This window comes from Amycolatopsis sp. NPDC004378 (assembly GCF_053602455.1).
Window position 1 is genome coordinate 249,638 of sequence record NZ_JBSGDR010000011.1, and the last position, 18,141, is coordinate 267,778.

At 73.0% G+C, this 18,141-nt stretch carries 17 protein-coding genes; 9 read left to right on the top strand and 8 right to left on the bottom strand.

The genetic code is table 11. The features are described from left to right. Window positions 1–48: 48 nt before the first annotated feature. The 3 genes from ACWEN0_RS29645 (at window position 49) to fusA (ending at window position 5,630) form a co-directional block, all read left to right on the top strand. Complete coding sequence (locus ACWEN0_RS29645) at window positions 49–1,698, top strand: PucR family transcriptional regulator (RefSeq protein ID WP_451980618.1); 1,650 nt, start codon at window positions 49–51, stop codon at window positions 1,696–1,698. A gap of 312 nt (window positions 1,699–2,010) precedes the next feature. After that, window positions 2,011–3,414 carry a M4 family metallopeptidase gene (locus tag ACWEN0_RS29650; protein ID WP_451980621.1) on the top strand — a complete coding sequence of 468 codons (1,404 nt, stop codon included), beginning with the start codon at window positions 2,011–2,013 and terminating at the stop codon, window positions 3,412–3,414. 275 nt (window positions 3,415–3,689) lie between these two features. Further along, window positions 3,690–5,630, top strand: coding sequence for an elongation factor G (gene fusA, locus ACWEN0_RS29655; RefSeq protein WP_451980623.1), 1,941 nt, complete (start codon window positions 3,690–3,692; stop codon window positions 5,628–5,630). Between the two features lie 50 nt (window positions 5,631–5,680). Here the strand turns inward: fusA and ACWEN0_RS29660 are convergent, their stop codons facing one another. Then, window positions 5,681–6,886 carry a cysteine desulfurase-like protein gene (locus ACWEN0_RS29660; protein ID WP_451980626.1) on the bottom strand — a complete coding sequence of 402 codons (1,206 nt, stop codon included), beginning with the start codon at window positions 6,884–6,886 and terminating at the stop codon, window positions 5,681–5,683. A 16-nt stretch (window positions 6,887–6,902) separates the two neighbouring features. Further along, a complete protein-coding gene (locus tag ACWEN0_RS29665; protein ID WP_451980629.1) occupies window positions 6,903–7,130 on the bottom strand; it encodes a hypothetical protein in 228 nt (75 codons plus the stop codon). A gap of 96 nt (window positions 7,131–7,226) precedes the next feature. Between ACWEN0_RS29665 and ACWEN0_RS29670 the strand changes: the two genes are divergently transcribed. Further along, entirely contained in the window at window positions 7,227–8,471 is a 1,245-nt protein-coding gene (locus ACWEN0_RS29670) for a glycosyltransferase 87 family protein (protein WP_451980632.1), read from the top strand. Here ACWEN0_RS29670 and ACWEN0_RS29675 read toward each other — a convergent pair. Beyond that, window positions 8,422–8,859, bottom strand: a complete 438-nt coding sequence (locus ACWEN0_RS29675; RefSeq protein ID WP_451980635.1) for a DUF4383 domain-containing protein — start codon at window positions 8,857–8,859, stop codon at window positions 8,422–8,424. The genes ACWEN0_RS29670 and ACWEN0_RS29675 overlap by 50 nt on opposite strands. Window positions 8,860–8,947: 88 nt before the next feature. On the opposite strand from ACWEN0_RS29675, the gene ACWEN0_RS29680 reads away from it, so the two are divergent. After that, window positions 8,948–9,409: an SRPBCC family protein gene (locus ACWEN0_RS29680; protein WP_451980638.1), complete on the top strand. Its 462-nt coding sequence runs from the start codon at window positions 8,948–8,950 to the stop codon at window positions 9,407–9,409. On the opposite strand, the gene ACWEN0_RS29685 is transcribed toward ACWEN0_RS29680, so the two are convergent. Both ACWEN0_RS29685 and ACWEN0_RS29690 read right to left on the bottom strand, forming a co-directional pair. Beyond that, window positions 9,379–10,575, bottom strand: coding sequence for an FAD-dependent oxidoreductase (locus tag ACWEN0_RS29685; RefSeq protein WP_451980641.1), 1,197 nt, complete (start codon window positions 10,573–10,575; stop codon window positions 9,379–9,381). The two genes, ACWEN0_RS29680 and ACWEN0_RS29685, sit on opposite strands and share 31 nt — an antisense overlap. After that, window positions 10,572–11,015, bottom strand: coding sequence for a nitroreductase/quinone reductase family protein (locus ACWEN0_RS29690; RefSeq protein WP_451980644.1), 444 nt, complete (start codon window positions 11,013–11,015; stop codon window positions 10,572–10,574). The genes ACWEN0_RS29685 and ACWEN0_RS29690 overlap by 4 nt, the downstream gene beginning before the upstream one ends. Window positions 11,016–11,069: 54 nt before the next feature. Between ACWEN0_RS29690 and ACWEN0_RS29695 the strand changes: the two genes are divergently transcribed. The 4 genes from ACWEN0_RS29695 (at window position 11,070) to ACWEN0_RS29710 (ending at window position 15,105) form a co-directional block, all read left to right on the top strand. Then, window positions 11,070–11,528 carry a MarR family winged helix-turn-helix transcriptional regulator gene (locus ACWEN0_RS29695; RefSeq protein ID WP_451980647.1) on the top strand — a complete coding sequence of 153 codons (459 nt, stop codon included), beginning with the start codon at window positions 11,070–11,072 and terminating at the stop codon, window positions 11,526–11,528. A 10-nt stretch (window positions 11,529–11,538) separates the two neighbouring features. Continuing rightward, window positions 11,539–13,035: a cryptochrome/photolyase family protein gene (locus ACWEN0_RS29700; protein ID WP_451980650.1), complete on the top strand. Its 1,497-nt coding sequence runs from the start codon at window positions 11,539–11,541 to the stop codon at window positions 13,033–13,035. A gap of 83 nt (window positions 13,036–13,118) precedes the next feature. Then, the gene (locus ACWEN0_RS29705; RefSeq protein ID WP_451980653.1) at window positions 13,119–14,264 is read left to right on the top strand and encodes a DICT sensory domain-containing protein; all 1,146 of its coding nucleotides are present in this window, start codon (window positions 13,119–13,121) and stop codon (window positions 14,262–14,264) included. 427 nt (window positions 14,265–14,691) lie between these two features. After that, window positions 14,692–15,105: a RidA family protein gene (locus tag ACWEN0_RS29710; protein WP_451980656.1), complete on the top strand. Its 414-nt coding sequence runs from the start codon at window positions 14,692–14,694 to the stop codon at window positions 15,103–15,105. Here the strand turns inward: ACWEN0_RS29710 and ACWEN0_RS29715 are convergent. The 3 genes from ACWEN0_RS29715 to ACWEN0_RS29725 form a co-directional block, all read right to left on the bottom strand. Next, the gene (locus ACWEN0_RS29715) at window positions 15,021–16,073 is read right to left on the bottom strand and encodes a YdcF family protein (protein ID WP_451980660.1); all 1,053 of its coding nucleotides are present in this window, start codon (window positions 16,071–16,073) and stop codon (window positions 15,021–15,023) included. The two genes, ACWEN0_RS29710 and ACWEN0_RS29715, sit on opposite strands and share 85 nt — an antisense overlap. A gap of 61 nt (window positions 16,074–16,134) precedes the next feature. Then, complete coding sequence (locus tag ACWEN0_RS29720; RefSeq protein ID WP_451980663.1) at window positions 16,135–17,658, bottom strand: catalase; 1,524 nt, start codon at window positions 17,656–17,658, stop codon at window positions 16,135–16,137. After that, window positions 17,655–18,092 carry a Fur family transcriptional regulator gene (locus ACWEN0_RS29725; protein WP_451980666.1) on the bottom strand — a complete coding sequence of 146 codons (438 nt, stop codon included), beginning with the start codon at window positions 18,090–18,092 and terminating at the stop codon, window positions 17,655–17,657. Before ACWEN0_RS29725 ends, ACWEN0_RS29720 begins: the two co-directional genes overlap by 4 nt. Window positions 18,093–18,141 lie beyond the last annotated feature (49 nt).

The following is an 18,141-nucleotide window of genomic DNA, read 5'->3' on the forward strand; positions in this document are numbered from 1 at the left end:
GTGGCCTCCGACGAACTAGGCTGGCGGCGTCCGGCCTAGCTTCGGGAGGTGCTCGTTTCGGTGAACCTGCGCCCGCACGCCGGCCTCGGCCGCGTCCTCGACGACCTGGGCGGCACGCTCCTGGACCTCGTGCTCGGGGACGCCGACCGCCCCGGCGGCATCGGCGGCGTCGCCATCCACGACCCGCTGGACGAGCCCGCCCTCCCGCAGCACGCCCTCGTGCTGGGCGTCGGCCTCGCCGAACCGGACGAGATCGTGCGGCAGCTGCGGACCCTGGCCCGCCACGACGCGGCCGGGCTCGTGCTGCGCGCGCCGGTCACCGTGACCGCGTCGATCACCGCCGCCGTCGAGGAATCCGGCGTCGCGCTGCTGAGCCTCGCCCGCGGCGCGTCGTGGGCGCAGCTCGCCGCGATGCTGCGGTCGCTGCTGGCCGAGGGCGACGTCGGCGACGCCGAACCGCAGACCCTCGCCGGGCTGCCGTCGGGTGACCTGTTCGCCGTGGCCAACGCGATCGCGGCGCTCATCGACGCGCCGGTGACCATCGAGGACCGCCGCTCGCGGGTGCTGGCCTTCTCGGGACGGCAGGACGAAGCCGACCCGTCACGCGTCGAGACCGTTCTCGGGCGGCAGGTGCCGGAGCGGTTCTCGCGCAGCCTGGCCGAGCGGGGGATTTTCCGCGAGCTCTACCGCAGCGACGACCCGGTCTTCGTCTCGGTGCCGGACGAGGGCATGGAGGGGATGACGCTGCCCCGTGTCGCCGTCGCGGTCCGCGCGGGCGACGAGCTGCTCGGCTCGATCTGGGCCGCCGTGCGCGAGCCGCTGAACGAGGACCGGACGCGGGCCCTGCGCGACGCCGCGCGGCTGGCGGCGTTGCACCTGCTGCGCGTCCGGGCGGGCGCGGACGTCGAACGGCGGCTGCGTGCCGACCTGCTCGGCACGGCCCTCGAAGGCGGCGCGGCCGCGCGGGAGGCGCTGAGCCGCCTGGGCCTGGCCGACCAGCCCGTGATGGTGCTGGCCCTGGCCGTGCTCGACCACGGCGCGACGAGTCTGGCCGACGCCGAGCTGGCCACCGAGCGGCAACGGCTGGCCGACGGCTTGGCGATGCACCTGAGCGCGGTCCACCCGCGGTGCGCGGCGGCGCTCGTCGGCGACACGGCGTACGGGCTGGTGCCGGTGAGCCGCGACGCCGACGGCGAGCGTCGTGCCCTGCGGATCGCGAAGGACTTCCTGGACCGGGTGGGCGACCGCGTCCGGGCCGTCGTCGGCATCGGGCCGGTGGCGCGCAGCGCGGCCGAGCTGCCCGAAGCCCGCGACAGCGCGGACCGCGCGGTGCGGGTGCTGCGGTCGGGCACCGGCGCGGGCCGCCGCGTCGCGCTGCTCGCCGACGTCCACGTCGAGGCCCTGCTGCTGGAGCTGCAGGACCTGGTCGCCGCGCGCGGCGACCAGCCGACGGGCCCGGTCGCGCGCCTGCTCGACTACGACGAGCAGCACCACGCTCACCTCGTCGAGACGCTCCGGGCCTGGCTCGACGCCTTCGGCGACGTCATCGCCGCCTCGGCCGCGGTCCACGTGCACCCCAACACCTTCCGCTACCGCCTCCGCCGGCTCGCCGAGGTCGGCGGCTTCGACATGACCGACCCGGAAGCGCGGTTCGCCGCGATGCTCCAGCTCCGCGTGGTGGCCCCACCCGCCACCTGACCCGTGCGCCAAGAGGCATCACGCGTGATTCACGGGGCATCACCCGTGATTCACGGGGCATCACCGCGATGCCCGTCCGATCACGCGTGATGCCTCTTCGGACACGGGTGATGCCCGTCCGATCACGGCTGCGTCCGAAATGTCGGTGATTAACTACCGACGTCGGGACTGCATGTGGTCAGTTACCTACTTTCAGCCGGTGTGCGACACCTTCGGGGCATGTGAACCTGCACGGACTTCACGTCAGGTAGTCAACCTTCCACGGAGGTGTACCGGGTGTCACGCAAACGGGTCATCGTTGGGGTCTCGACGGTGAGCGCTGCTGTCGTCGCGGTCTCGCTGGTAACGATCAGTTCGCCCGCCGAGGCGACGATCTCGCAGCCGTCGATGCGCGCGCTGAACTCCCTCGCGATGCCGTTCGGCAGCGTGCAGCGGTCGCAGCAGGAGATCGGCGGGGTGCCGGTGTTCGGCGGCCAGCTGATCCAGCTCCGCGACAAGGCGGGCGCGGTGCTCGCGACGCACGGCCGCACCGCGAAGAAGACCGCCGGCGCGTTCCCGGCGAGCGACGCGGGGGCGGCGGACGTCGCCGTCGCGGACGTCGCGAAGCGCACCGGCCTGGCCGCGAACACGCTGAGGGCCGACGCGCCCCGCGCGTACTGGTACGACGCCGCCCTCGGCGGCGGGAAGAGCGACGGCACCGCCGTGCCGACCTACCAGGTCACCGTGCACGGCAAGAAGCTCGACGACAAGTGGACCGAGGTCGTCCAGGCCGGCACGCAGGACGTCCTGACGTCCTGGTCGGAGGTCCGCGAGGCCAACCGCGACGTCTGCGACGCCAACCACAAGGTGGTCAGCGGCAGCACCGAGTCGGTCCGCTGCGGCACCGCCTTCGACATCACCCGCAAGGAGGGCGGCGCCGAGTCGAGCGTCGCCGACGTCAACAACGTCTACACCTTCTTCGGCCAGGCTTCGGACTTCTACAAGAAGTACGTCAACGTCGACCTGACGAGCCTGATCGGCGCGGACTTCTCCGACGGCACCGGCAAGGCGCTGCGCGGCACGGTCCGGATCTGCGTCGACGGCGAGTGCCCGTTCGCCAACGCCTTCTGGGACGGCGAGCAGATGGCCTTCGGCGAGGGCGTCACCACCGACGACATCACCGGTCACGAGCTCACCCACGGCGTCACCCAGCACACCTCCGGGCTGAGCGGCGGCCAGGCCGACTCGATCAACGAAGGCCTCTCGGACGTCTTCGGCAAGTTCATCGGCATCACGTCGAACGACCCCAACGACACCGGGGACAACCGCTGGCTGCTCGGCGCGGGCTCCTCGCTCGGCGCGATCCGCAACATGAAGGACCCGCGTTCGTCGCTGACCCCGCAGCCCGACATGGTCAACGGCCCCGGCTGGCAGACGAACAACCCGGACGTCCACATCAACGACGGCGTCGTCAACAAGGCCGACTACCTGATCACCGACGGCGACACGTTCAACAACCAGACGGTGCGCGGGATCGGCCTCGACAAGGCCGTCCAGGTCTGGTGGGGCGTGGAGAACACGCTCACCCAGAGCGCGACGTTCAAGGACGTCGGCGACGCCCTGAACTCCTCCTGCGCGGCGCTCGCCAAGGCGGGCACCGCGGGCATCACCGCCGACGACTGCACCCAGGTCGGCAACGCGGTGAAGGCCACCCAGCTCGACCAGGACCCCAGCTGAGCGAATCCCGACGTCGAAGGCCGCTCCGGGCAACCGGGGCGGCCTTCGGCGTAAATCCGGTTGGCGGCCCGGAAAGCCGCCGTTACGCTCTTCCGGAGTCCAAGACCGAAGGGAGCCGGCCGTGCGCGTCGCCGTCGTCTCCCGTCCGCGGTCCGAGGTGATCCTCGTGTCTTCGCGCCCCGGGTGTCCGCCGCGCGGCTGACACCGTCTCCGTGACGTGGTCCGTCGCGGCGAATCGCGCTGCCCCGACCGGATCGTCCACAAAGGACCGCGCCATGCGCACGCACGACCTGACCACCGTCCGCAACCTCGGCATCCTCGCCCACGTCGACGCGGGCAAGACCACCGTCACCGAACGGGTCCTCCACCGCACCGGAGCCACCCACAAGACGGGCGAAGTCGACGACGGCACCACCGTCACCGACTTCGACCCGCAGGAACGCGACCGCGGCATCACCATCTTCTCCGCGGCCGTCACCTGCACGTGGGCCGGCCACCGGCTCACCCTCATCGACACGCCCGGCCACGTCGACTTCACCGCCGAGGTCGAGCGGGCGCTGCGCGTCCTCGACGGCGCGGTCGCGGTGTTCGACGCCGTCGCCGGGGTCGAACCGCAGAGCGAAACCGTGTGGCGCCAGGCCGACCGGCACGGCGTCCCGCGGATCGCGTTCGTCAACAAGATGGACCGGGCGGGTGCCGACCTCGACGCGGCCGTCGCGTCGATCCGGGCGCGGCTGCACCCGGCGCCGCTGGTCGTGCAGCTGCCGGTCGGGCGCGAGGGCGGCTTCACCGGCGTCGTCGACCTGGTGCGCCTGCCGGCGGACGCGCCGGCCGAGGCGCGACAGCGCCGCCGCGTGCTGGAGGAGGCCGTCGCCGAGCTGCATCCCCTGGCGCTGGAGGAGTTCTGCGCCGCCGGGACGGTCTCGGCGGAGACGCTGGAGAAGGCCTTGCGGGAGCTGACGCTCTGCGGTGCCGGGCTCGTCGTGCTGTGCGGCGCGGCCTACCGGGACCGCGGGATCGAGCCGCTGCTCGACGCCGTGGTCGCGTACCTGCCGTCGCCGTCGGACGTCCCGGCGGTGCGGGCCGACCGGCCCGCCGACCCGGCGGCGCCGCCGGCCGCCCTGGTGTTCAAGGTCGTCGCCACGGCTACGGGGCGGCTGACGTACTTGCGGGTCTACTCGGGAACGCTGCGGAAGGGGGACCAGGTGCGCGACGGCGGGCGCGTCGAACGGATCGCGCGGGTGCTACGGGTGCAGGCCGACCGGCTGTCCGAAGTGGACTGCGCAGTGGCCGGCGACATCGTCGCGGTGGCCGGGCCCAAGGCCGCTCGCGTCGGGGCGACCTTCAGCGCGCCGGGTGACGTGCTGCAGCTCGAGCCGCCGGTGACGGCGGAGCCGGTGGTCTCGGTGGCGGTCGAGGCCCGCCGGGCGGGCGAGGGCGAACGGCTGACGGCGGCGTTGGCCCGGCTGGCCGAGGAGGACCCGTCGCTGGTCGTGCGGACCGACCCGGAGACCGGCCAGACCGTGCTGTCCGGGCTGGGTGAGCTGCACCTGGAGGTGGCGGTGACGAAGCTGCGTCGCGAGCGCGGTCTCGACGTCGCGGTCGGCCGTCCGTCGGTGGCGCATCGGGAGAAGGTCGTGCGCGGCGTGTCCGGGCTGGTCTGCCGGCACGTCAAGCAGGACGGCGGGGCGGGGCAGTTCGCCCACGTCGTCCTGGACGTCTCCCCGGCTCCGGAGGGCTTCGAGTTCGCCTCCGCGGTGGTCGGCGGCCGGGTGCCGCGCGAGTACGTCCGCGCGGTCGAGGCCGGCTGCCGGGACGCGCTGGCCGAGGGGCCGCTGGGCGGGCACCCGGTGACGGGCCTGCGGGTGGTGCTGACCGACGGCGCGACGCACCCGAAGGACTCGTCGGACCTGGCGTTCCGCACGGCGGGCCGGCTCGGCCTGCGGGAGGCGCTGCGCGCGTGCGTCCTGCAGCTGCTCGAACCGGTGGCCGAGGTCGTGGTGACGGTCCCGGCCGACGCGGTCGGCGGTGTCCTCGGCGACCTCGCCGCCCGGCGCGGCCGGGTCGCCGGCTCGACGGTCCGCGCGACCACGGCGGTCGTCACGGCGACGGTCCCGGTGGCGGAGCTGTTCGGTTATGCGACCCGGCTGCGGAGCCGGTCGCAGGGCCGCGGCACCTTCACCGCCCGGCCGTCGGGCTTCGCGCCGGTGCCGTAAGCGGTCGTGCGTGGTCAGGGCGGTGAGAACCCGCCCTGACCACGCACGACTCAGCCGCGGGGGACCGACTCGACGCCGGCCAGCAGGCGGTCGACGTCGGCCTCCGTGGTGTACGGCGCGATGCCCGCGCGCACCGCGCCCGTGTCGCCGAGCCCGAGGTGCCGCGAGCACTCGATCGCGTAGAAGCTCCCGGCCGGCGCGTTGACCCCGTACGCCCCGAGATGCTCGTATACCGCCTGCGACGCGACGCCGTCGACCGAGAACAGGACCGTCGGGGTGCGGTGGCGGGCGGGCCGGCCGTAGCGCGTCACCCCGGGCAGGGCGGCGAGACCAGCGTCGAGGCGCGCGAGCAGGGCGTCCTCGTGCCCGGAAAGCGCGGTCAACGACTCGACGAGCCGGGCGCGGCGGGATCCCGAGCCGGGCACGAGACCCGCGAGGAAGTCGATCGCCGCGGTCGTCCCGGCCAGCAGCTCGTACGGCAGCGTGCCCAGCTCGAAGCGTTCCGGGACGGCGTCGGTCGAAGGCAGCAGCTTGTCCGGGCGCAAGGTCTCCAGCAACGCAGGCGCGGCGACGACCAGCCCGTGGTGCGGGCCGAGGAACTTGTACGGCGAGCACGCGTAGAAGTCCGCACCCAGCGCCGTGACGTCGACCGGCGCGTGCGGCGTGAGGTGCACGCCGTCCACGTACAGCAGTGCGCCGGCATCGTGGACGGCGGCGGCGATCGCCGGGATGTCCGGCCGGGTGCCGAGCAGGTTGGACGCCGCCGTCACCGCGACCAGCCGCGTCCGCGGGGACAACAGCCCGGTGACCGCGGAGGGCGCCAGCTCGCCCGTCGCCGGGTCGAACGGGGCCCAGCGCACGGTGGCCCCGGCCGCCTCCGCCGCGTGGACCCACGGCCGGATGTTCGCGTCGTGGTCGAGCCGGGTGACGACGACTTCGTCACCCGGGCGCCAGTCCTTGGCCAGCGTGCGCGAGAAGTCGTAGGTCAGCTGCGTCATGCTGCGCCCGAAGACGACGCCGGCCGGGTCGGCGGCCAGCAGGTCGGCGACCGCCTGCCGGGCCTCGGCGACCACGGCGCCGGCCTTGCGCTCGGCCGCGGTGACGACACCGCGGTTCGAGATCCCGCCGCAGAGCGTCCCGGCCACGGCTTCGCCGACGACGCCAGGAACCTGCGAGCCGCCGGGTCCGTCGAAGTGGGCGGCTCCCTCGGCGAGGGCGGGGAAGTGCTTGCGGACCGTCTGCACGTCGTAGGTCATGGCGCCAGGGTGCCAGTCATCGGCCGCGGTTGCGCGCGTGGTCGCGGGCTTGCCGCTCGTTGCCGTGCTTGTAGTTCCCGGTGGCCCGGGCCATCAGCAGCTGCGGGTCGTCGCCCCGGTCGGCCGCGGCGAGGAAGCGGGCGGCGGCGGCCGAGCGCAGTGTCCCGGCGGGACGGCCGTGGTGGGTGATCGTCACGGTGCCGTGGTCGTCGACGCGGTAGGCGAAGCCGGAAGGTGTCCCCATCCGCCCAGGCTGGCATGGTGGGCAACCGGTTTTCCCGGGGACGAACCGGGGATTTCCCGGATGGCGGCCCCGCGAGGACCCGACAGAATGCGTGAGATGACCGGAGGGGGACGAAGGGTGCGGGCGAAGCTCACGGCCAAGTACGCGCTGGCGGGTGCCCACCTGCTCGTGCTGGTGGCGTTGCTCGTGTCCTACACCGGCGGGCACCTGCGCTTCCCGGCGTACCGCGTGGACCTGGACGTCTACCGGCTGGGTTCGGCGGCGCTGCTGCGCGGCGACGCGCTGTACGGCACGCTCCCGCCCACCGGCGACGGCCAGCTCCTGCTCTTCACCTACCCGCCGTTCGCCGCGATCGTGCTGGCGCCGCTGGCCGTGCTGCCGTACTGGATGGCGTGCCTGCTGCTCACCCTGGCCACGCTCGGCGTGCTGGCCCTGGTGATCGCGACGGTGCTCCGCGTTCTCGGCAAGCGGTGCGACTGGCAGCGCGTGGCGATGGTGCTGCTGGCGGCCGAGGTCCTCGAGCCCGTGCTGCGGACGGTCTACGCGGGCCAGCTCGACCTGCTGCTGCTCGCGCTCGTCGTGCTCGACGTCCTGGTCGACACGCCGAAGTGGCCACGCGGCCTGCTCGTCGGTGTCGCCGCCGCGATCAAGCTGACCCCGGCGGTGTTCCTGCTGTACTTCCTGCTCCGCCGCGACACCCGGGCGGCGCTCACGACCGCCGTGACGTTCCTGGCCGCGACGGCACTGGGCTTCCTGCTCACCGGCGCGGATTCGGTGCGGTACTGGACGGGTGCGCTCTGGGACACCGGCCGCGTCGGCGAGCCGACCTACGCCGGCAACCAGTCACTCCTCGGGCTCCTGGCGAAGCTCGGCGTGGCCGACCGGACCGCGTGGTGGCTGCCACTGGTGGCCGTCGTCCTCGTGCTGACCGCGCTCGGCGTGCGGCGCGCGCTGGCCGCGGGGGAGAAGACCGTGGCGCTCGGCCTGAACGCCGTCGGCGGGCTGCTGATCTCGCCGATCTCCTGGACGCACCACTGGGTCTGGGCCGTGGTGGTCCTGCTGGGCTGGGCCGAGCTGGCGCGCCGCACGCGGCACCGCGGGTTCGCGGCCCTGGCCGCGGTCGGCGCGGTCCTGTTCGTCGGCGGGCCGCAGTGGTGGTGGCCGCGCGGCGGCGAGGTGGAGCGGAACTGGACGTTCTTCCAGCAGCTCACCGGCAACGGCTATGTCCTCTTCGGACTCGCGGTACTGCTCACGGGAGCGCTGGTGCGGTTGCCGAAACCGGCCGACGTCCTCAGCGGCGCTGTTCCGGCCCACGCCGGAGCCAGCCCGCGCCGAGGATGAGCATGGCGGTGCCGAGCGCGAGGGCCAGGCAGGTCCCGGCGGTGTTCATCGGCAGCAGGTCGTCGAACGCCTGCGGCAGCGGCAGCAGCCCGGCGATGCCCAGAACGGCGTAACCGGCACCGGCCACGAGGAGGAACCGGCTCGCCAGCCCGGGCGAGCGGGTGCAGAACACCGCGGCGGCGCCGGTGATCAGGTGCACGAGCGTCCACGCGCCGGACACCGCGAACACGCCGAACAGGGCGCGTGCGGGACCGTCGCCCACCGTGACCCCGGGGATCAGCTCGAACGCGCCCAGCACCAGGAACAACAGGCCGATCAGCATGCCCATGCCCTGCACGGGGGCGGGCCCCCGCGTCGGCACCCGGGCCCCGGGTTCGGTGGTCGTCATGCTTTCCGGATTCCCCGCGCGCGGCCTTTTAATGCACCCCTTGCGGGGTAACCGGGACGCGACATGCCCGTGGACGAGGAGTGAGACGATGACCCAGTACCACCACACCGCGACCGCCGACATCCCCGCCGACGAGCTGTTCGCGTTCCTGAGCCACCCGGAGAACCTGCCGCGCTACTTCCCGGAGATGAAGGTCGCCCAGCCGCGGGGCGGCGAGAGCGTGCACGTCGAGGCCGAGGTCCACGGCGAGCGCGTCGCGGGGGAGGCGTGGCTGCACACGGACGCGGCGAACCGCACGCTGTCCTGGGGTGCGGAAGGTCCCGACGACTACCACGGCGAGCTGCGGATCGCGGACAAGGGCCCGGCGACTTCGGAGATCACGGTGGCCCTGCACAGCGTCCGCGAAGCCGACGGCGACGAGGTGCAGCAGGGCCTGGAGCGCACGGTCGCCGCGATGACCCACGCCGCGACGGCCGACGCCGACGTCGAGGCCGCCGAAGGCCAGGGCGGCTGGAGCTCCTACGACGACAAGAGCGCTTCGTCGAGCTGAGGCGGGAACGGGCCGTAGGCGTTGCTGCGCGCTCCGCGGGTCCGCAGCGCGGGAATCGCGAAGAGCAGCTTGAGGAACCCCGGTGGTGCCGTGCCGCGGCCGCGCGCCCGCGCCGCGGCGGCCCGTCGTTCGACGCGCACCTGGTCGGCTTGGACGCGTTCGATGGCGCGGATCCGGTCGGCCTGCACGGCGGCGAGGTCGCCGGCCGTCGCCCCGCCGTCGCGCAGCGCGGGAACCAGCCGGTTCGCGGCCGCGACGGCGTCCTGGACCGCCATCAGGATCCCGTTGCCGCCGACGGGGGAGATGACGTGCGCGGCGTCGCCGAGCAGCAGCAGGCCCGGCCGGTGCCAGCGTTCGACGCGCGAGATGTCCACGGACAGCAGGGTGGTCTGCGCGAAGTCCGTGAGCAGGTGCGCGCGGTCGGCGAGCCACGGCACGCGCTCGCGGAGGAACGCGCGGATCGGTTCGACGCCGCGCTCGCGCAGGTCCGGGTAGGCGCCCTTCTCGATGCTGTAGCCGACCTGCCAGTCGCGCACGCCGCCGAGGACGCCCACGTAGGCGTCGCGGCCGAAGTACAGGTCGAGGTCGGCGTCCTGCGGGTCGCCGGGGGAGCGGGGGAGCCGGAACCAGAGCAGGTCGGTCGTCGCGCCGAGCGGCCGCGCGTCGAGACCGGCGAGCCGGCGCACGGTGGAGAAGCGCCCGTCCGCGCCGATGACCAGGGACGCTGTCAGTTCGCCGCCGCGATGGCGGACGCCGGTGACGACGCCGTCCTCCTCCAGGAGCCCGGTGACCTTGGCGTTCATCCGCAGCGTGAACGTCGGGAGGGCGCTCGCGCGCTCGGCGAGGAAGTCGAGGAACCGCACCTGGGGCATCAGGGCCACGTAGCCGAACGGCGTGTCGAGGCGGTCGTAGTCGGCGCAGCTGTAGGCGCCGGACGGGGTGTGGAAGCGGAACGACTTCGCCTTGAAGTGGTCCAGCTCCAGGAGGTCTCCGGCCAGGCCGAGCCGGTCGAGCAGCTCCAGGGTGTAGGGGTGCAGCGAATCGCCGCGGAAGTCGCGGTCGAAGTCCGAGCGCGACTCGAGCACGGTGACGTCGATCCCGGCGCGGGCGAGCAGGTAGCCGAGCAGCAGCCCGCCGGGCCCGCCACCCGCGATCGCGACGGTCACTTCGGGTCCACGGTGGACAGGCGGAACACCGCCATCCCCGGCAGCTCGGCCCGGATCTGCCCGGCAGTGGCGTCCTGCGGGACCGGGAACGCCTTCACCGCCCACGGCACCGACATCGCGGCCAGGTACGCGGCCACGACCGCGACCGCCTCGCCGCCGCCGATCTCCTCGGCGCGGCAGTCCTCGCGCAGGTTTTGGCCGAGCAGCGCGCACTCCGGCGCGGCCAGGAGGTTCGCCACCCAGTCGCGGTCGCGGACGGGCGAGACGAGGTAGCGGCCGCCGTCGACCGCGACGACGGCCAGCGGCACCTTCCGCGGCTCGCCGGTGCTGCGGCCGCGGGTTTCGACCACGCGCAGCGCGTAGCCGCCGTCGGGCGGGGGTGCGGCCGGGGTGTCAAGGAGCTTCGCGGTCATTTCGGCGTTGACGGCTCGGATGTCCACCCGGCCCACCGTAGCAAAACTAGCTAGATTGTCTAGCTACCTTAGAATGGCCGGGTGGAACACGGTCCGGTGGCGCTCCGGGTGAACTTCGCGCTGCGCGAGCTGCTCGCGCTCGCCCGCGACGTCGAGCTCGCGCTCGCCCGCCGGCTCGGCCTCGGGCCGACCGACGTGCAGGCCCTCCAGCACCTGGCGTTCGGCGAGCCGATGGGCACGGTCGGCCTCGCGGACGCGCTGAAGATCCGCTCCGCCTCGGCGACCGTGCTGGTCGACCGCCTGGAGGCGGCGGGCCACGTCCGCCGCGGCCCGCACCCCAGCGACGGGCGGCGGGTCACGCTCGTCGTCAGTGACGCGGCCCGCGCCGAGGTCCGGGCCGCGCTGGCGCCACTGGTGGACGCGATCACCCGGCTGACCGACGGCCTCGACCCCGGGCGCGCGGAGACGGTCGCGCGCTTCCTCGGCGACACCACGGCGATCCTGCGGGCATACGCTGCGGAGCCGCCGGATCCGGGTTAGCGTTCGCCCCATGGCACACGAGCCCGCGCTCTGGCTGTTCGCCGACCAGCTCGGGCCCCACTTCCACGGCACACCCGAGCACCGCCGCCGCGACGTCCTGGTGGTCCGGTCGGCCGCCGCGTTCGCCGCCAAGCCGTTCCACCGGCAGAAGCTGCACCTCGTGCAGGCCGCGCTGTACCGGCTGGCCGAGGACCTCGGTGACCGCGTCACGCTGATCGACGCCCCGGACTACCGCACCGGGCTGAAGCGCTTCGGGCGGAAGGTCGTCGTCCACGAACCGACTTCGCACGCGGCCGACGCCTTCGTGCGCCGGCTGCGCGACGAAGGCCTCGTCGAGGAGATCCTGGAGACGCCGGGGTTCGTGCTGTCCAAAAAGGACTTCGCCGGGTGGGTGGCCGGGCGCACGAGGTTCGTGATGGAGGACTTCTACCGCGACCAGCGCCGGAAGTTCGGCGTGCTGCTGGAGCCCGACGGCGAGCCCGTCGGTGGCAAGTGGAACTTCGACCACGACAACCGCGAACCGCCGCCGAAGACCACCCGGCTCGACGTCCCCGCGCCGTGGCACCCGCGGGAGAACGAGATCGACGACCGCGTCCGCGCGGAGCTCGACGAAGCCGAGCGCGCCGGGAAGATCCAGCCGGTCGGCGCCGACGGGCCGCGGCAGTTCGCCGTCGGGCACGACGAGGCCGGCCGTGCCCTGCGGCGGTTCCTCGAGCACCGGCTGGCGGAGTTCGGCCCGCACCAGGACGCCATGCTGACCCACGACTGGGCGATGGCGCACGCGCTGCTGTCCGTGCCGCTCAACCTCGGGCTGCTCGACCCCCGCGACGTCGTCCGGCGGGCCGAGGAGCGGTACCGGGCCGGCGACGCGCCGCTGAGCAGCGTCGAAGGCTTCGTCCGCCAAGTGCTCGGCTGGCGCGAGTGGGTGTGGCACCTGTACTGGCACCAGGGACCGGAGTACGTGCGCAGCAACGCTTTGCAGGCGCGGCGGAAGCTGCCGGAGTGGTGGCGGACGCTGGACGCCGACGCCGTCGAAGCGGCCTGCCTGCGCACCGCGCTCGCCGGCGTCCGCGACCGCGGCTACGCCCACCACATCGAGCGGCTGATGGTGCTCGGCAACCACGGGCTGCAGCGCGGGTACGACCCGGCCGAACTGACCCGCTGGTTCGCCACGGCGTTCGTCGACGGCTTCCCGTGGGTGATGCCGGCGAACGTGATCGGCATGAGCCAGTACGCCGACGGCGGTGTCGTCGCGACGAAGCCGTACGCGGCCGGGGGCGCCTACATCAACCGGATGAGTGACCACTGCGGTGGCTGCGTCTACGACCCGAAGAAGCGGACCGGGCCGGACGCGTGCCCGTTCACCGCCGGGTACTGGGCGTTCCTCGATCGCAATGCCGACCGGTTGCGCGGCAACCACCGGATGCGGCAACCGTTGAGCGGCCTGGCCAGGCTCGCGGACCGTGACGAGGTCGTCGCCCGGGAGGCGGACCGCCGCCACTTCTGAGTTCACCGCATCGTGTGGCTAGCCGGGGCGCGGGAGCTCTCTTACGGTTGTTGTCTCCCTTTCCCCGGCGAAGGCGACCTTCCATGCCCGACGCAGACCAGCGCGCTGGCGTGCTGTCCAAGCGCGCCCTGGTGACCGCGTCCCACGCGGTGGAGCGCGCGGCCCTCGCCGACGGCGCCGGTGCCGACACCGTCGTGTTCGCGCTGTTCCAGCGGCTGCCGTACTTCGAGCGCGAGCGCGAGGTCTACGCCCGCATCGCGCGCAAGGCCGCGGCGACGGTCGTCGGCATGGTCGACTCGGGCCGGCCCGACCTGCCGCACGGCGTCACCCCGGTGCTGCTGCGCCCCGACGAGCCGATGGCGCGCGAGTGGTCGGTCGCGGTATTGTCGCCGACCTTCGGCGCGTCGGTGGTCGCGCAGGACCTCGACGAGGTCGACCCGCAGGCGTCCACGGTGGAGCGCGCGCGGCTGTTCCGCGGCCGCTGGGGCATGCGCCGCGACGAGGCGTACGCCGAGGTCGTCCGCCTCCGCGACGCGATGGGCGACCGGCTGCCCCCGGCGGTGCGGCGGACGGTCGGCGAGGTGCTGGCGTCGGTCGAGACGCCCGCGGAGCTCGACATCGAAAGCCGCGCCGAGGCGGCGTTGCGGCACGTCGCGGGCAAGCTCGACGAGGCCCGCGCGAAGGTGGACCCGCCGCCGGCCACCGGCCCGGCCGTCGACCCGGAAACCGGCCTCGACACCTTGGCGGGCCTGGCTCCCTGGCTCGGCGACGCGACGGACACGGTGCCGCTCGGCCTGGTCCTGGTCGCGATCGACGACCTCGGCGCGGTCGAACGCCGCCACGGCGTCCGCGTCCGGATGCACACCGAGCAGAACGTCGCCGACCTCCTGCGCGGCGGGCTGCGGCCACTCGACCGCGCGGTCCGCCTCGGACCGGGCGAGTTCCTGGTGGTCCAGCCGGCGGTCCAGGCGGCCGAGCTGACGGCGCGCAGCCGCCACCTCGAGCACCGCCTGGCGGCGCTGCACGCGACTTACCCGTTCGTGGACCTCCACCCCCGCACGACGACGATGCTGACCCGCCGCCGCCCGCTGCCCCTGCACCAGCTGCGCGCCCAGCTACGCCAGGTCCCGGCGGTGACGCTGTGGCCGCCGAGCCAGGGATCCCTGCCGCTGACACCGGGAACACCGCCGGTGGCGATGCGCTCGGGCGCGGGCGGCTGGTTCCGCTGAGCCAGGTGTATAACGACCTATTCGGCGGGCCGTGAGCCGGATTTGTTTCGCCGTCGTCCAGTCGACAGCGCCGTCTCGATGGCACCGGCCATGACGCGCGCGTGCTCGGGACTCGTGGCGAGCGCACGAGCGAGGCAGCGAAGGACGACGATGCGGTAGATCAGCCAACAAGCCGCGGGTACGACGACGGTCACCCAGTCTGGCAACGAAACGTTCATGCTCTGGCACACCTCCGGTCGGGTTACCCGGAGGTCTCTTCCGTCGTGAAAAGGGCCTTGATGACCGAGCCGCGAAATCCCGGCGCGATCGGCCAGCGTCCCATCAGGGCCCTGACCTGGGAGCTTGGCAACCTCGCCGAGATGAGATTTGCTCCGAACTCGTAGAAGAGTCGCACGAACTACACCGCCGTGTCTGCGATCATGACGGCGTGAAACCGCGCCGCTGGAACCCCGACACCGTCGCCACGCCGCGAGGGCGGTACAGCCACCTCGCCGACGTGCCCGCGGGGCATCGCCTGGTCTTCATCGCCGGGCAGCTCGGTGTCCACCGGGACGGCAGCCTCGCCGGTGCGGACGCCGAGGCGCAGGCGCGGCAGATCTTCGCCAACCTCGAGGCGCTCCTCGCCGCCGAAGGGGCGCGTCCGGAGCACCTCGTCAAGCTGCTCGCCCTGATCTCGGGCACCGAGCACCTCGCCGGTTACCGGGCCGCGCAAGGGGAGGCGTTCGCACGGTGGTTCCCGGACGGGGACTTCCCGGCTCAGTCGCTCGCCGTCGTGGCCGGGCTCGCGGCGCCCGAGTACGTCGCCGAAGTCGAGGCCGTGGCCGCCGTGCCCGGGAGCTGAGTCGTCACCAGCACACCCGCCGCCGCGATCAGCACGCACGCCGCGATCGTCGTGCGCCGGTAGTGCAGGACCAGTGCGGCGAACTCGCGCAGCAGCGCGCTCGGCAGGAAGTAGCCGGCCGTCGGGGAACCCGTCGCGTGGTAGGGCAGGTGCAGGCGGCGGCACTGCACCGCGGTGCGGAACACGTGGTAGTCGCTGGTCACCGCCACCACCCGCCGGGCGTCGGCGGGCAGCAGCGCCGCCGAGAACCGGAGGTTCTCTTCCGTGGTGCCGGCGCGGGTTTCGCGGCGGACGCGGTCCTCGGGGATGCCCCGCTCCACCAGGTAGGCGTGCATCGCCTCGGCTTCGGTGACCGTCTCGTCCGGGCCGCACCCGCCGGAGACCACGACCAGCGGCGCCGCCTTTTGCCGCGTGTACAGCCGGATCGCGCGGTCGAGGCGCCCGGCGAGCAGCGGCGGCACCCGGTCGCCGGCCAGGCCGCAGCCGAGCACGATGATCGCGTCGACCCCGCCGCGGCGGCCGATCCGGCTGTACAGCACCGAATAGACCAGCAGCGACAGGAACAGGAACCCGAAGTAGCCCGCGAGCAGCGCGGCGGTCGTCACCAGCGCCGAGCCCCACCGGCCCAGCGGCACGAAGAACAGCGCCTCGAGGACGACCAGCCCCACCCCGACGGCGAGCGACAGCAGGTTCCCGGGACTGCGCCCCTCGCGGCGCCACATCCCGACCCCGTTGACGATCAGCGCGACCGGCACGACCAAGGCGGCCAGCAGGCCCGCGCCGCCGAGCAACGCCGCCAAGAACGGCGTCGCCCCTTCGAGGTGCAGCAGCGACAACACCGTCAGCAGCACGGCCAAGCCCAGCCACACGGCGTTCCCGAGCCGCCGCGGTTCGTGCGAGACCCGCACGGCGAAAACGACCAGCGCCACCGCGGCCGCGATCGGCAGCGCGCCGTCGGCGACGTCCACCCGGCCTCCTAGGTTGCCCGTGAAGAGGCCAACCTAGCCGAGTGGACGCGCCACGACGGAGTCAGGCCTTGCGCTGCATGCTCGACCGCGCCGGGTTGCCCTGGTCGGCGGCCTTCGGGTCCTTCTCGTCCTGCTTGGCCCGGACGCCGGCTTCGATCCGGTCGCCGATGTCCTTGTCGACGTTGCGCCAGTAGTCGAACGCGCGCGCCAGCACCGGCTCGGACACGCCGTTGAGCAGGTGCCCGACGACGTTGTCGACGAACCGCGCGCGGGCGTCGTCGTCGAACACCTCGCGGACCATGGTGCCGGCCTGGCCCCAGTCGTCGTCCTCTTCGCGCAGCGTGTACGCGGTGCGGACCATGTCACCGTCGGCCTGCCAGCCGGCCGGGGTGCCGTAGCGCTCGACGTCGGCGTGCGGCCCGCCCTTCGAGTTCGGCGCGTACACCGGGTCCGAGACCTTCTGGTACCGCATCGCGCCGTCCTTGCTGTAGCTGTGGACGGGTGCGACCGGCGCGTTGACCGGCAGCTGCTTGTAGTTCGCGCCGATCCGGTACCGGTGCGCGTCGGGGTAGGAGAACAGCCGCCCGAGCAGCATCTTGTCCGGGCTGACGCCGATGCCCGGGACCAGGTTGCTCGGCTCGAACGCGGCCTGCTCGATCTCGGTGTGGTGGTCGGTGGGGTTGCGGTCGAGGGTCATCCGGCCGACCTCGATCAGCGGGTAGTCGCCGTGCGGCCACACCTTCGTCAGGTCGAAGGGGTTGAAGCGGTACGTCTTCGCGTCCTCGAACGGCATGACCTGGACCTTGAGCGTCCAGCTCGGGTGGTCGCCGCGCTCGATCGCCTCGTAGAGGTCCCGCGTGTGGTAGTCGGTGTCGGCCGACGCCATCTGGTCGCCCTCGTCCTGGGTGAAGCACTCGACGCCCTGGTCGGTCTTGAAGTGGTACTTCACCCAGAAGCGTTCGCCCGCCTGGTTGACCCACATGTAGGTGTGCGAGCTGTAGCCGTTCATGTGGCGCCAGGTCCGCGGCAGCCCGCGGTCGCCCATCAGCCACGTCACCTGGTGCGCCGACTCCGGCGACAGCGTCCAGAAGTCCCACTGCATGTCGTGGTCGCGGAGGTTGTTGTCCGCACGGCGTTTCTGCGACCGGATGAAGTGCTGGAACTTCAACGGGTCGCGGATGAAGAAGACCGGGGTGTTGTTCCCGACCATGTCGTAGTTGCCTTCGCTGGTGTAGAACTTCACCGCGAAGCCGCGCGGGTCGCGCCAGGTGTCCGGGCTGCCGCGCTCGCCGGCGACGGTGGAGAACCGCACCAGCAGGTCGGTCTTCACACCGGGCTGGAACACCGCGGCCTTGGTGTACGCGCTGACGTCGCCGGTCACCTCGAACCGGCCGAACGCGCCGCTGCCCTTCGCGTGCGGCTGGCGCTCGGGCACGCGCTCGCGGTTGAACTGCGCCATCTGCTCGATGAGGTAGTTGTCCTGCAACAGGATCGGGCCGTCCGGGCCGATCGTGAGGGAGTGCTCGTCGCTTTCGACGGGGATGCCGGCGTCGGTGGTGGTCGGTTCGGGTCGGGTCTGCGTCACAACGTTCCTCTTTCCGCGGGGCGGGAAGCGGTGCAGCCGGGGCACACGCCCCAGAACACCACTTCCGCCTCGTCGATGGTGAAACCGTGCGAAGTGCCGGGGGCCAGGCAGGGCGCGGCGCCGACCGCGCAGTCGACGTCCTCCGTCCGCCCGCACCGACGGCACACGACGTGGTGGTGGTTGTCCCCGGCCCGGCGCTCGAACCGCGCCGGGTGCCCCGGCAGCTCGATCCGCCGGACCAGGCCGGCCTCCGTGCACGCGCTGAGCACGTCGTAGATGGCCTGGGTGGACACGGACGCCAGCTCGGCGCGCACGCCGGCGCCGATCGCGTCCACAGTGGAATGAGGATGCCCCGCGAGCCACGTGAGCACCGCGCGCCGGGGCGCGGTGATCCGCAGGCCCGCCGCCCGCAACGTGGTTGCCGCATCGCTCATGACACCCCACCGTGCGCCACGATCTGGAACGGGTCAAGTCCTCGGATGG